The organism is Rhizobium sp. LjRoot30 (assembly GCF_964253915.1).
Classification (GTDB): domain Bacteria; phylum Pseudomonadota; class Alphaproteobacteria; order Rhizobiales; family Rhizobiaceae; genus Metarhizobium.
Window position 1 is genome coordinate 769,930 of record NZ_CAXUSG020000001.1, and the last position, 13,241, is coordinate 783,170.

Genomic DNA, 13,241 nt, shown 5'->3' on the forward strand with positions numbered 1-13,241 from the left:
GCGCCGCCGTTTCCGGCAGCATGAAGCAGAAGGTTCCCTCGGCTCGCGCCGCATCGGGCGCCGCAGTTCAGAAGGTTGGGCGACCGTCTTTGGCCGGAACAGTTTCACCCGCGATCAGCCTAAATGCTTGATCGCGGGCACATTTTCTTGTCTGGATGGCGCGACGAAATTTTGAAGGAAGCAATATGTCCGCCACAGCCGCCATCTTCTGGCCGATGGTCGCCCATGCGGCCCTGGTCTTCGGCCTCTACGGCCTGCTCGGCCTGCGCCGCGCCGCCATGGTCAAGCAGGGCAAGGCCTATATCGAACAGTTTCGCGAAAACCGCGACGAACCGGCCGAAAGCCTGGTGGTTCGCAACAATCTCGCCAATCAGTTCGAACTGCCGGTGCTGTTCCACGTCTGCTGCCTGGCGCTTTATTTCGTCGAAGCCGACAACTTGCCGATGATTGCGCTGTCCTGGATCTTTGTCGTTTCCCGCTATGCCCACAGTTTCGTCCATGTCACCGGGAACCGCCTGTCGCGCCGCCAGCCGGCCTTCCTGGTCGGTTTCGTCACGCTTGGCCTGATGTGGGCCTGGTTCGCCGTTTGGCTGGCCATGAGCTGATCGTGTCGCGGTAACGCGATTTTGTTCGCTGCCTGCCGGCGCCTGACCTATCTTCCCCGCTATCGAAACGTTGGACGCGATCGGAGGAGGCAGAAGCCATGGACAGGCCGGATATCACCCAGGCGATGATCAACGCCTATGACGAATACACCCACCTGACACTCGACCGCCGCCGCTTCATGGAAAAGTTGACGGCGCTGGCGGGATCGGGTGCTGCAGCGGCGGCGATCGCGCCGCTTCTCGCCGCCAGCAATGCCAGGGCCGAGATCGTTCCGGCCGACGATGACCGGCTGGTTGCAGAAGACGTTACCTACCCCGGCGGCAAGGGCGAGATGAAGGGGTATCTCGTCAAGCCGAAGGGTGCTGCCGCGCCGCTTCCGGGCGTGCTGGTCATCCATGAAAACCGCGGCCTCAATCCGCATATCCGCGATGTCGCCCGCCGTCTGGCGCTGGAAGGTTTTGTGGCGCTTGCTGCCGATTTCCTCACCCCGTCAGGCGGAACGCCCGCCGACGAAGACAAGGCGCGGGACATGATCGGCAAGCTCGATCCCGCCGCCACGGTGGCGGATGCCGAAGCGAGCCGCGTCTATCTTACCGGCCTGCCGGATGGCAATGGCGCTGCCGGCGCCATGGGTTTCTGCTGGGGCGGCGGGCTCGTCAACCGGCTGGCCACCAAGTCTGCGGATCTCAAGGCCGGCGTCGCTTATTACGGCGCCCAGCCGCCGGCGGAGGATGTGCCCGGCATCAAGGCGGCGATGCTGCTGCATTATGGCGGCCTGGACGAGCGCATCAATGCCGGGATCGAGGCCTATCGCGCAGCGCTGGAAGCAAACGGGAAGACCTTCGAGATCTATGTCTATGACGGCGTCAACCACGCCTTCAACAACGATACTTCGGCGGCTCGCTACGACAAGGCTGCCGCGGATCTCGCCTGGTCGCGCACCGTCGCCTTCCTGAAGAAATACGTGATCCTCGCCGCCTGACGGGGCGTCGAAAACGGGGAGAGTGGTTGGCAGCCGTGTCCACTGCGATTTTTTCAGGAGAATGGTTCGATCGGTAAAAGGCGACCGTTTTGTTTCAGGAAGTATGAACCTGCCGGTGCCATAGAGTGACAGCTTGTCTCACTTCGGCACATAAGCATTTCCATATTTTCGTATAGGCGCATATGAACCGTTCGGACGATACTCCTCGCGTGAGTTACCGCAGGAAACCGCAGCAGGACCGCAGCATGCAGCGCGTGGAGGCGATCCTCCAGGCGGCCGAGACCCTGATCGGCATGCACGGCATCGCCGGCCTGAAAATGACGGAAATTGCCCGCGAGGCGCAGGTGCCGGTCGGCTCGCTCTACCAGTATTTTCCCGATCGCGGCGCCATTGTCGCTGCCCTGTTCGAGAGGATGGCGGCGGGCGTGCATACCCAGCTTGAAGGCGCTTTCGAAGGCGTTTCCTCAGTGCAGGAGGCCAGCGACCGGATCGACGGCATTATCGACTGGTATTACAGCGAATACCGCGAGCAGCCGACCCTGCGCCAGATCCTCTCGAGCACCGAAAGCGATCCGGAACTGATGCGCCTCAACGTTGCCGACAGCAAGCGGGTCGGAGACACGATCCATTCCGCCATCCGTCACCTGCTGCCTGTCACGACCGGCATCGACATGGAGGCGAGGGCGTTTCTTTTCAGCCACCTCGTCGGCAACCTGGTGCTGATGTCGCTGATAACCGAGCCGGCGATGGCGCAACGCCTGCTCACCGAATGGAAGCTGATCATCCGGGCATCGCTGTTTGCCGAAAATCCCTGATCGCGGCGGCTTTTCTCACCAGCCCGGCAGCATGTGGCCGGCCCTGAGCCGCGGGTAGCGCGGATAGGCCTTCACCTCGCCTTCCAGATCGTCGTTGACGTTGGCGGGCGTGATGTTGTCGAGGCAGGCGGCGATATGGTTGGTGATGGCGCTCATCAGCGACGAGGAAAATCCCGGCCGTTTCATGATGCCAATCTGCACCGGCGGCAGGGCCGGGAAGCCGTCATTCTGGCTGAGCACCTTCATGCCCGGGCGCAGCGCCGATTCCGGCAGCACCGAGACCGCCATGCCGGCCAGCACGGCCGCCGCCACCACGGTGGACGACCAACTGGTGAACAGGATCTGGTGTTCGCGGCCGACACCGTCGAGCGCCGAGCAGGCGAGCTGCCGCCACAGGCAATCACGTCTTCCGACCGCCAGCGGAACCGGCGCGTCGTCGCGCAGCGGGTGGTTGGCGGAGCTGACCCAGCACAAAGGCTCGGTGCGCACCACATCCGACATGCGTTCGCGCGGATTGTGGGTGACCAGCGCAATATCCAGTTCGCCGCGCGACATCTTTTCCGCCAGGTCGACGGATGGTTCGCAGACGATGTAAAGCTCGACATTCGGATGCGTCTTGGCAAACCGGCCGATGATCTCCGGCATGTAGCGGTCGGCGTAGTCGTCGGGCGTGCCGATCCTGAGCGTGCCTTCCAGCCGGTTGTCGTCGAAGGCGGCGATCGCCTCGTTGTTCAGGCGGATGATCCGGCGGGCATAATTGAGGAGCTTTTCGCCCTCCGTCGTCATGCGGATGCCGCGGCCGTCCTTGGCAAAGAGCTGCTTGCCGACACGCTCCTCCAGCCGGCGCATCTGCATCGACACGGCGGACTGCGTCTTGAAGACGCGATCCGCAGCCTTGGTGAAGCTGCCAGTGTCGACGATGGCGATGAAGGTCTGCAACTGATCGATATCGAGCGGCGAGGACATGGGATCATCCATAAAATCGATTGATGATTGATATTAGAAACATTCGTTGGACTGATCAATACGTTTTTGACATTCTGATCCTGCAAATCACGACAGCGACAGCGAACAGAAACCCTGACTGTTCGCGGTTTCTTACACGCCCCTCCTTCCGACCTCCGGGAGGGGCATGACTTTTTCGTGCCTGAAGAAAGGAACAGACCGATGCGCACGACAGAACGGACGACCAGAATTGCGATAGCGCGCCCGACGGCTGCCGGCCGGACGAATATCCTGTGGGCCATGCTGACTTCCGTTTATCGTGCCATCCGCAACCGCGTGGAACTCAATCGGTTGCAGGATCTCGACGATCACCAGCTCCTCGATATCGGCTTGACGCGCAGCGATGTCCGGCAGGCGGCGACCTCGACCTTCTTCGAGGACCCGTTCCTGGAACTGCGGACCACCGCCCGCAACCGCGCCCGGCGCATGGAACGGACGCGCTGATTTTTTGAAGTTTCCCCGCAGGGTGATAGCCAATAAGCCCTGCTCTTTACCCGGTGACTGGACCCAAGAGCCGTCACCGGGTTTTTTTATGCTTTCGGAAAATGGAAGGTGGGCTTCGGACGCAGGCCATCTCTGTGGTCGGGATGGCGCCGGATGAGCGTTCCTGTCGCTCAAATGACCACGGATCGCTGTGGTTGGGACAGCGATCCATTGCGGTCGACGGTAGAGATAGGATGGCTTGCGAAGACAGATCGGGCTTTGCCTGACAGTGTCGGTGCTTAGATCGAGCCAATGTCGTTGTGCGTTTGCATCGTGCCGTTGAAGGGGTTCATAAAGGGGTTTTCGCCCTGTCCGGCAAAGGCTTGTGTGGCCAAAGAGCTCAATTCGCCTGCGGTCATGCGCGTCCTGATGTTGCGAATGACGGTGACGCCTTCGGGTTTGTGCAGTGGCATGGATTTGTTCAGGCATACCATGATCATCGCGAAGTTGTCTTTCAGCTTCGGATTGACGATGGACTTGAAATCCGCAAAGGTGACCTTGCCTCTCATGCCAAGTCGCGCATAAGTTGTGTTAACTTTATCGTATATATATTGCCTGTTGCTGTTATTCTTAAGCACTGTTGCTTTGGAGATGGCGGCGAAAAATTGAGCGATGTTGTAGGAGTCGTGGATGAATCCCTGCTTCCCGCGCTCGACAGACCATTGCAAGAACTGGCCGACCTTCTTCGCGCCGCCCATGACGGGCTTTGAGTGGTACCCGGCCACGATGCAGAGGCCGCAGCCATTGCCTGTTATGATCTGAGTCTGGTCAATTTTTGCCAGGCCCCTCTTCATCGTTTCCGCATTTTTTGCAAACAGGATCAGCGAGTCATTTTCGGTAATCACGGATGGATGAAGGGGATTGGTTTCCTTTTTACCGCCACCGGCACCATCGTTGATCAGGTTCGGTCCCATTTGAAACTTTGAGCACGTCTCGACGTCGAAGCCCTTCTTATGAAGGTCACCGACAAAAATGCCGTTTTGCACGATTCTCATATGAAATCTCACTATCGCTAAATAGGATCTAATGATTTTTCTATTCAGCTATCATAAATTCTTACTAATTCAACGGAAATCAAAGTATAAAAACTCAAAACCGAAATTTTGTATAAATGCCTCAAATTTGTACAACGATTAATAGAGATATATTATGAAATATAATTCTGTATTTAGAAGATAATCGTCCGATGGGCGGAAATGTATTTCGTTGTTTTGCGAAGAATTTTGAGTATCGGCGATTGTCGAGAAGCTGATGTACCGAGCATTTACACATTTCCATGCTCTGAAGGAGGTTTGCCGCCGGCCGGAGAAAGAAGGCGCACCCGCTTGTCCTTTCGGCCGCAACAGAAATGCCATCAAGGTCGTATTGCCGGGCAATACGAGACACCACGCATCTGCATGGTCGATCAGAGTCTGTGATGAAGAAGGCAAGCTTGCGTTCGAAGTGGCGGGTCTTCACGCGCCAATTGCGCCTGAGATCCGAAAGCTTCGCCTCAGTCGTTCGACGGCTTTTTCGCTGCCGCATCGTCGCCGGCCGGGCGGTAGGTTTCGAAGATCGACTCCAGGCTTTTCTGGTAGCTCTTCTGCACTTCCAGCCCGCTGTCGAACATCGCGTTCAGCATATCGGAAAATTGCGATTGTTCCGGCGGCGCTTGCGGTTTGGCGGTTTCCGGCTTCGGCGCCGCCGCCGTTCCGGTAAAACCGGCCGCCATCATGTCCTGGAAGGCCTTGGCGAAGGGATTGTCGGCAAAGGGGTTGGCGGCCGGTTGCGGCTGCTCGGCTTTCGGTGCGGCAAACATCGCCTGCATGGCCTGAGTGAACGGATTGTCGAAGATGCTCGCCTGCGGCTCCGGCTTGGATTTCGGAACCATGCCGGTGGTTTCCAGCCATTGCTGCATCATGCCGGCCATCGGCGTGTTGGCGAAGGGATTGGTGCCTGGCATCTGCCCGGTCGATTGTTTCAGGATGCCGCCCATCAGCATGTCGGCCATGGCCGGCAGCATTTGCTTCAACACTTCCTGCCCGACGCCGGTCATCTGCGCCACCTGCGCGGCGATGGCGCGGGAAACGTCCTTGGAACCGAAGATCTGCCCGAGGATGGTGTTGCCGTCGGCGATGCCCTGCGGGGTGAAGGCCTTGCTCATGTCTTCGAAATATCGGGCATAGTTGCCGGAGGCGGCCGCCTGCATCAGCGCGCTGAAATCGTAAGGATTGGTGCTGCTGCGTTTCAGCCCGGAGGAAAATGCCGGCATCAGCGCCGCCATTGCCTTGGCTGCTTGTTCCTGGGCAAGATTGAACTGCCCGGCCATCGCCTCCATGGCTGCGCCGTTCTGGGCCCGCATCATCATGTCGAAGAGAGGCAGCATCGGAGTTCCTTTCCCGGAGCGGTGCGATTTGCGCCACTATAGCTGGAAAAGGTTAGGCGCAAACCGGTTTTTGCCGTAGCGCCCGGGCCGGACACAGCTATTTCTGCATCCGGCCGTTTTCGCTTCAGTATTGATATTCTTCGAAAACCGGCTCGACACTGCCGTTCCAGCGGCCGTGGTAGAGCATCAGCAGGTCGTCGGCGAGCGTCGCCTTCTTGGCGAGGATTTCGTCGAGCGAGGCGAGGAAGACGGTCTCGTCCTGGCCGTCGCCGTTCAGCCGCGCCCGGGCCTTGAGACCGGCGCGGGAAATGGCAAGCACCTCACGGGCGACGTCGAGCAGGCCGTGGCCGGCAATGGTCGCCTTCAGCCCCTCGGCCGGCACGGCATCGCGGAATGCCGAAACCTGTTCGAAGCTCCAGGATTTTGTCAGCGCCTCGGCAGCATCGAGCGCCGCGTCGTCATAGAGCAGGCCGACCCAGAAGGCCGGCAGGGCACAGATGCGCCGCCACGGACCGCCATCGGCGCCGCGCATTTCCAGGAACCGCTTCAGCCGGACTTCCGGGAACAGGGTGGAGATGTGGTTGGTCCAGTCGCCGAGCGTCGGCTCCCAGTCGGCGATTTCGCCCTTCAGCGCACCGTTCATGAACTGGCGGAAGGTGATGTGCGTGCAATCGTGGTAACGGCCGTCGCGCACGACGAAATACATCGGCACGTCGAGTGCCCACTCGACATAACGCTCGAAGCTCATGCCGTCCTCGATCATGAAGCGGTGCAGGCCGGAGCGCTGGTTGTCGGTGTCGCGCCAGATATCGCCACGCCAGGAGACCAGGCCGTTCGGCTTGCCTTCGGTAAACGGCGAGGAGGCGAACAGCGCGGTCGCCAGCGATTGCAGCTTGGTCGAAACCCGCATCTTCTTGACCATGTCCGCCTCGGACGAGAAGTCGAGGTTCACCTGGATGGTGCAGGTGCGGTACATCATGTCGAGGCCGCGCGAGCCGACCTTCGGCATGTAGCGGGTCATGATCTCGTAGCGCGATTTTGGCATGCGCGGCGTTTCGGCGAGTGTCCATTTCGGGCTGCCGCCGAGGCCGAGAAAACGGATGCCGAGCGGCTCGGCGATGGTGCGCAGCGTCGCAAGGTGCTGATTCGATTCGATGCAGGTCTGGTGCAGCGTTTCGAGCGGCGCGCCGGAGAGTTCGAACTGGCCACCGGGTTCCAGCGAGATGGCACCGGCGCCGGACGGACCGGCGAGGCCGATGATGTTGTCGCCATCCATGATCGGCTCCCAGCCGAGCGCCTTCTGCATGCCGGTCAGCAGGGCATGGATGCTGGCGTCGCCGGCATAGGGCACAGGGCCGTGGTCGGCCTTGAAGAAGACGAATTTCTCGTGTTCCGTGCCGATGCGGAATTCTTCTTTCGGTTTGGATCCCGATGCCAGATAGGCTGTCAGTTCGCTGGCCGCAGTAATCGGCGTTTGATCGGTGGTATCACGAGCCATGGACAAACCTTGCACACGAGGAGGCACCCGCTTCTCCGGAAGCGGGCCGGTAGGGTGGAGTGGACCGGATTGATAAACCGCGCAAGTGAAAATCTTTTATGCGTGGATCAAAAAAAACGGAAGCCGATTTGAGTGGCTATCGCCAGTCGCCGATCGCCGCCTGGATGACCGCCATGGCGGCAACGGCGGCGGTATCGGCACGCAGGATGCGCGGTCCGAGCGGGATCGCCGTGACGAAATCGAGCGACCGCAGGAGGGCCTGTTCGTCTTCCGAAAAACCACCTTCCGGGCCGACCAGAAGCGCCAGGTTCCGTTCCTTGATGTTCGCAAGCAGCGGCAGCGGGTTCTGGCCGGCGTCACCCTCGTCGCAATAGATGATGCGGCGGTTGCCCGGCCAGCTTTCGAGAAGATCCTGCAGCTTCTTCGGCTGCGCGACCGTCGGAATGCCGAGGATGCCGCATTGTTCGGCGGCTTCGATGACATTGGCCTCCAGCCGTTCGATGCTGTTGATGCGGCCCTGCACATGCTGGGTCATCACCGGCTGCAACACGCCGGCGCCCATTTCGACGGCCTTCTGCACCAGGTAATCGAGCCTGCCGACCTTCAACGGGGCAAAAAGATAATGGAGATCGGACGGTGCCGGCTGCGGGCGAACCTGTTCCAGCGGCAGGAACTGGATGCGCTTGCGGGTCGGAAAGGTGAGTTTCGCCTTCCATTCGCCGTCGCGGCCGTTGAACAGCAGGATCTCGCTGCCTTCTTCCGCGCGCAGCACGTTGGCGAGATAATGGACGTGTTCCTTGCCGGCTTCGATGGCAACGTCCCTTTGCAGGGCCGCTTCTATGTAGAGCCGCTGCATTCGAAAATTGGCGCGCATGCTATTTCCAGACCTTGAAGACATTTCGGGAAGCGGACCGTGACGCCAGCATCGGCGGTCCTAGATGAACAGCGCGAACATAATCCAATAGAGGACCGCTGCAAGCGCTGCGGAAATGGGAACGGTAATCACCCAGGCGGCGCCGATGGTCATCAGGTGCGAGCGGCGCACCAGGTAACGCCGTCGGGTTTCGTCCGGATTGCGGTCCTCCGGTTCGGCGATGTCGAAATTGCCGGATTTTTGGCGCATGTATTCGATGCGCCGGCGGGAGTGGCGCGTGTACCATTCGCGGAAGAAGCCGACGCCGAACACCGCGCCGACGGCAATATGCGTCGAGCTGACGGGCAGGCCGAGCCAGGAGGCGACGATCACGGTAACGGCGGCCGACAGCGCGACGCAATAGGCGCGCATCGGGTTGAGCTTGGTGATCTGCTCGCCGACGATGCGGATCAGCCTCGGTCCGAACAGCAGGAGACCGACCGAAATGCCGAGGGCGCCGATGGCCATCACCCAGAAAGGCACGGTCACCATCTCGGCCACATCGCGCGATTCCATCACCACATGCACGATGGCCGACAGCGGCCCGATGGCATTGGAGACGTCGTTGGCGCCATGTGCGAAGGACAAGAGCGCGGCGGAGAAGATCAGCGGCAGCCGGAACAGCTTGCGCAGCGAATCGTTGCGGTTTTCCAGGCCGATCGATTGCCGGGCGATGAGCGGCCGCGCCGCCAGCCAGGAGGCAAATCCGGCCGCAAGCCCCAGAGGTGCTGCCCAGGCAATCGGGATATGATTGATGTTGGCCGTCTGCAGTATGATGTAGGTGGCAAAGGACCCGACCATGATGGCGACAAGGATCGGCACCCAGCGATTGGCGGCTGCGATCTTGTTTTCGCGATAGATGATCGTTTCCTTGAGAATATACAGGAAAAAGATGGCGATCAGGGCGCCCAGCACTGGCGACACGATCCAGCTGACGACGATCATGCCGATCGTCTCCCAGTTCACGAGATCGAAGCCGGTCGCCGCTATGCCTGCCCCCAACACCGCTCCGACCATCGAATGCGTCGTGGAGACCGGCGCATTGAGCCAGGTGGCGAGGTTGATCCACAAGGCGGCGGCGGTCAGCGCCGCCATCATCAGCCAGGCCAGCGTGTTGGCATCGGGGATCACTTCGCGCGCCACGATACCGGAGGCGATGGTCTGCGTCACGGCGCCACCGGCAATCGTCGCGCCGAGGATTTCGAAGACCGCTGCCATCATCAGCGCGCCGGCCATGCTGATGGCGCGTGCGCCAACGGCCGCGCCGACGTTGTTGGTGACGTCGTTGGCGCCGATGTTCAGCGCCATGTAGGCCGCAAGCGCAGACGCGGCGATGATCAGCACCGCATCCGGCTGGTCGAACACGTAGACACCGGCAAAAAGCATGACCATGCCGAGGAACAGCACGGCAAGCCCCGGCGCAACCAGGCTGCGCAGGACGAACTTGGACGCGTCTTCGACAAAGGTCAGCTTGTCGAGATCCTTGTCGAGCGTCTTCTTCGTCAGTTGTTTCGGCTTGTTCGCCATGCGTCTCCAGAACCTGCTACGGCATCGTGATCAGGGACGGCCGAAGCATCCCGTGAACGAACGCATGTCGCGCGGCGGGACGGCACAACGATTTCGCGATGGCGGCCTGCCTGAAAACAAGGATCCGAAGCGTGACAAGCGAATGTGAAAGATCGCGGCACGCTTTAAAGGTCTTGCCGTTTTTGTGCAACGGGGTGCGCCCGCTTAACCCTTGCGTTGCCGCAATTCGGTTTCGAAGCCGAGCATCAGCAGCTTCAGCATCGGCTCATGGACGCGGTTGGCGGCTTCCTCGCATGAGACCCACTCGGCGCGGCGTTCGCCCTTTTCCTTGAATTTCTTCGCCATCTCGGTCACTTCCAAGGCGTATACCTGCACCTTGCAATCGACGGTGAAGCCGTCCTTCATGCCTTTGCGGTAGAGGAAGCAGCCGATGCTGGTCTTGTCCACATTGCCGCGAACGCCCGCTTCTTCATAAGCTTCCTGGGCAGCAACCTCATGTGGGCCCTTGTCGGCCATCGGCCAGCCCTTGGGGATGACCCAGCGGCCGGTGTCGCGGCTGGTCTGCAGCAGGATTTCCACCCGGTCGTCGCTCGTCATCCGATAGCAGAGCGCCGCATATTGCTGCCTCGGCGGACGCCGAAACATCAATTGGACATCGGAAGCAAGACGCGACAGGATTGGCAATTCGGGGACAACCTTTCAGCTACGGTTATTTAAGCAACATATATAGGAATAATCTTTTAAAGTTGCCCCAGTCTTATGGAAAAAAAGCGTATCCAAAGGAAAACGCGTGATGGGTGCTCTATGGCAAACTTCTCTGTTTCAGTTTGAATTTGTCGGCATTCCTTGTTCAGATTGCGACATGCGTGCCGTTCTCCCAAAAAAGGCAGATGCATGCGACTTCCGCCGCTGAATGCGTTGCGCGCCTTTGAGGCAGTTGCCCGTTGCGGCAGCATCCTCAAGGCGGCGGAGGAGCTGGGTGTTGTTCGCGGCGCGGTGCGCCAGCAGATTGCTGCGCTGGAAAGCCATTTGGGCGTGCCGCTCTTTTCCCGCGGGGGCCGTCGTCTGGTCCTGACGGAAGAGGGGGAGCAGCTGGCAGTCGCGGCGGGAACCGCCTTCGGCATTCTCCAGCGCGCCGCCGCCGACATCGTCGCGCCAAAGGGGCGGCGCGAAATTCGCCTCGGTGTTCCTGCCGCCTTCGCTGTCTGGTGGCTGATGCCGCGCCTGCCCTCGCTGGAAGCGGATCTCGATGGCATCGATATCAGGGTTCTGCCGTTGGCGGTGGTGGAGCCATTATCGCGCCATGCCGATCTCGACGCCGTCATCATGGGCGGCGAATATCAGCCGGCGCCCGATATCGCTGCCCTTCGTTTCATGGAGGACGAGTTCGGCCCAGTCGCTGCGCCAAACCTGTGCGCGCAGCTGCGCCTGCAGGAGGACCCATCGCGGCTGGGTGATGCCGTGGCATTGCTTGCGCGCACCGCGCCGACGCTGTGGGACGACTGGTTTGTCGAAGGTGGCACGGCGCCGGTGACATTCCCGCGGCGTTCCGTTTTCGAGGACCTGCTGCTCGCCATCGCCGCCGCCCGCGCCGGCGCCGGCGTCACCATCGCGCCGCGCGCTTCCATCGAGGCCGATCTGCGTCATGGCCTGCTTCAGGCACCTTACGGCTTCATCGCCCGGCCGGGCGGTTACCGGCTGTGTTTCCGTACTGCGGACGCCGACAATCCCGCCATCGTCGGGCTCGGTGCCTGGCTGGCCGGGCAGGGGGCGGCGACAGGGCAGAAAATCTGACCATAAGGGCAGGATTATCTCCATTGGATCGCGGTCGCGGCCATAGTATCGCCCTTGGATCATACGCCGGGATCATCAGGGAGAACGCCATGCCGCAGACAGAAACCGCCAGCCGCATCGATTGGGTTGCCCGCAGCTGTCGGCTGCTGCAGGCGACGTCCGCGGAGTTTCGTACCACGCGGCCATTCGATGGCCTCAGCATCGGGACCGGTATCCATCTGGAGCCGAAGACGGTTGCCATGCTGATGACGCTGGCGGCCGGCGGCGCCCGGATCGTCGCAACCGGCAATCTCAACAGCACCCAGCCGGAAACCGTCGCCTACCTCCGCGACAGCGGCATCACCGTCTTCGCCACCCAGACCACGGATGAAGCCGAACATGCCCGCACGCTGGATGCGCTGCTTGCCGAAAAGCCCGACCTGCTGCTCGACAATGGCGGCGATCTTTTCGCCCGCGTTGCGGATGCGCCTTATGCCGGCCTGCGTGGGGGCACGGAAGAGACGACCTCCGGCCGGACGCGTCTCCTGCCGATGCGTGATCGGCTTGCCATGCCGATCCTTGTCATCAACGACAGCCCGATCAAGCAGTTTGCCGAAAACCGCCATGCCGTCGGCCAGAGCCTGTTCGAAAGCTATATGCGCTTCACCAACCGCTCGACCAACGGCAAGCGGGTGACGGTTTTCGGTTACGGCGCCTGCGGCAAGGGCACCGCCGCCTGCTTCCGCAATGCCTTTTCGGCCGTCAGCGTCGTCGATATCGATCCGGTGACGGCGCTGGAAGCCCATCTCGACGGCTTTTCCACGCCGCTGCGCGAGGCGGCGATCCGCTCCGCCGACATCATCGCCACCGTCACCGGCTTTCCCGGCATCGTCACCGTCGCCGACCTGCCGCTGATCAAGGACGGCGCCATTCTGCTCAACGGCGGGCATTTCCCGCACGAGATCGATGTCGAGGGTTTTCGCGCCAGCGCCGAGGTGGTGAAGACCGATCTGTATGCCGCCGATGGCATCGAGACCTTCCACCTTGCCGACGGCCGCGCCTTCCACGTTCTGGGCGGCGGGCACATGGCCAATCTCGCCGGGCCGCGGCCGCTCGGAAATTCGGTGGAATCGATGGATCTCGGCTTCACGCTGCAGGTGCGTTGCCTGGAGCGTATTGCGAAGGGTGGTGTCGGGGCAGAAGCCTGCATCGTGCCGGTGCCAGCCGATATCGATGCGATGGTGGCGAGCGCCTACCTCGATCTCAACCGGTAA

General features: G+C 60.9%; 13 protein-coding genes. 6 read left to right on the forward strand and 7 right to left on the reverse strand.

Annotation, left to right across the window (positions count from 1 at the left end; all coding sequences use genetic code 11):
* The first annotated feature begins 185 nt into the window (after positions 1-185).
* From ACSQ3I_RS03790 to ACSQ3I_RS03800, 3 genes are all read left to right on the forward strand, one after another.
* Positions 186-605: an MAPEG family protein gene (locus ACSQ3I_RS03790; RefSeq protein WP_435996134.1), complete on the forward strand. Its 420-nt coding sequence runs from the start codon at positions 186-188 to the stop codon at positions 603-605.
* 98 nt (positions 606-703) lie between these two features.
* Complete coding sequence (locus tag ACSQ3I_RS03795; protein WP_435996135.1) at positions 704-1,588, forward strand: dienelactone hydrolase family protein; 885 nt, start codon at positions 704-706, stop codon at positions 1,586-1,588.
* Between the two features lie 209 nt (positions 1,589-1,797).
* Positions 1,798-2,403: a TetR/AcrR family transcriptional regulator gene (locus ACSQ3I_RS03800; protein ID WP_435996136.1), complete on the forward strand. Its 606-nt coding sequence runs from the start codon at positions 1,798-1,800 to the stop codon at positions 2,401-2,403.
* A 15-nt stretch (positions 2,404-2,418) separates the two neighbouring features.
* On the opposite strand, the gene ACSQ3I_RS03805 is transcribed toward ACSQ3I_RS03800, so the two are convergent.
* A complete protein-coding gene (locus ACSQ3I_RS03805) occupies positions 2,419-3,369 on the reverse strand; it encodes a LysR substrate-binding domain-containing protein (protein WP_435996137.1) in 951 nt (316 codons plus the stop codon).
* A 201-nt stretch (positions 3,370-3,570) separates the two neighbouring features.
* Between ACSQ3I_RS03805 and ACSQ3I_RS03810 the strand changes: the two genes are divergently transcribed.
* Positions 3,571-3,852, forward strand: a complete 282-nt coding sequence (locus ACSQ3I_RS03810; protein WP_435996138.1) for a DUF1127 domain-containing protein — start codon at positions 3,571-3,573, stop codon at positions 3,850-3,852.
* 278 nt (positions 3,853-4,130) lie between these two features.
* Here ACSQ3I_RS03810 and ACSQ3I_RS03815 read toward each other — a convergent pair whose 3' ends face one another.
* The 6 genes from ACSQ3I_RS03815 to ACSQ3I_RS03840 form a co-directional block, all read right to left on the reverse strand.
* Positions 4,131-4,886, reverse strand: coding sequence for a hypothetical protein (locus tag ACSQ3I_RS03815; RefSeq protein WP_435996139.1), 756 nt, complete (start codon positions 4,884-4,886; stop codon positions 4,131-4,133).
* Positions 4,887-5,383: 497 nt separating this feature from the next.
* Positions 5,384-6,256, reverse strand: coding sequence for a DUF937 domain-containing protein (locus ACSQ3I_RS03820; RefSeq protein ID WP_435996140.1), 873 nt, complete (start codon positions 6,254-6,256; stop codon positions 5,384-5,386).
* A gap of 124 nt (positions 6,257-6,380) precedes the next feature.
* Positions 6,381-7,754 carry a glutamate--cysteine ligase gene (locus tag ACSQ3I_RS03825; protein WP_435996141.1) on the reverse strand — a complete coding sequence of 458 codons (1,374 nt, stop codon included), beginning with the start codon at positions 7,752-7,754 and terminating at the stop codon, positions 6,381-6,383.
* Between the two features lie 136 nt (positions 7,755-7,890).
* Complete coding sequence (locus ACSQ3I_RS03830; RefSeq protein WP_435996142.1) at positions 7,891-8,628, reverse strand: 16S rRNA (uracil(1498)-N(3))-methyltransferase; 738 nt, start codon at positions 8,626-8,628, stop codon at positions 7,891-7,893.
* A gap of 60 nt (positions 8,629-8,688) precedes the next feature.
* Positions 8,689-10,194, reverse strand: coding sequence for an inorganic phosphate transporter (locus ACSQ3I_RS03835; RefSeq protein WP_435996143.1), 1,506 nt, complete (start codon positions 10,192-10,194; stop codon positions 8,689-8,691).
* A gap of 204 nt (positions 10,195-10,398) precedes the next feature.
* Complete coding sequence (locus tag ACSQ3I_RS03840) at positions 10,399-10,878, reverse strand: NUDIX hydrolase (protein ID WP_435996144.1); 480 nt, start codon at positions 10,876-10,878, stop codon at positions 10,399-10,401.
* Between the two features lie 210 nt (positions 10,879-11,088).
* On the opposite strand from ACSQ3I_RS03840, the gene ACSQ3I_RS03845 reads away from it, so the two are divergent.
* Positions 11,089-11,988, forward strand: a complete 900-nt coding sequence (locus tag ACSQ3I_RS03845; RefSeq protein WP_435996145.1) for a LysR family transcriptional regulator — start codon at positions 11,089-11,091, stop codon at positions 11,986-11,988.
* 89 nt (positions 11,989-12,077) lie between these two features.
* A complete protein-coding gene (locus ACSQ3I_RS03850; protein ID WP_435996146.1) occupies positions 12,078-13,241 on the forward strand; it encodes an adenosylhomocysteinase in 1,164 nt (387 codons plus the stop codon).